The following is a 423-nucleotide window of genomic DNA, read 5'->3' as shown; positions in this document are numbered from 1 at the left end:
CCTATTCTGAACAACATCAACTTCAGCATTCCACAAGGCAATTTCGCCGCCGTAATGGGTGGTTCGGGCAGCGGTAAAACCACGCTGATGCGCCTGATTACGGGTCAAATCCGCCCGCAATCGGGCAAAGTGCTGATTGAAGGACGTGATTTGGCCGCATTTTCAGCGCAGGAGCTGTACGAACACCGCCGCCGCATGGGCGTTTTGTTCCAACACGGCGCATTGTTCACCGACTTATCCGTCTTCGACAACATCGCTTTCCCCATGCGCGAGCTGACGGATTTGCCCGAGGCGGTCATTCGCGATTTAGTATTGCTGAAACTGAATGCAGTCGGTTTACGCGGCATTGAAAACCTGATGCCTTCCGAGCTTTCCGGCGGTATGTCGCGCCGCGTTGCCCTCGCGCGTACGATTGCGCTCGAC

General features: G+C 55.8%; 1 protein-coding gene. It reads left to right on the top strand.

The features are described from left to right. Positions 1-423: ABC transporter ATP-binding protein (locus ACTHSP_RS22165; protein WP_440347029.1), on the top strand; the 423-nt coding region annotated here is incomplete at both ends.

Source organism: Neisseria sp. P0001.S005 (genome assembly GCF_051963715.1).
The sequence above is the reverse complement of the archived record's forward strand: the minus strand, read 5'-3'. Positions and strand labels throughout refer to the sequence as shown.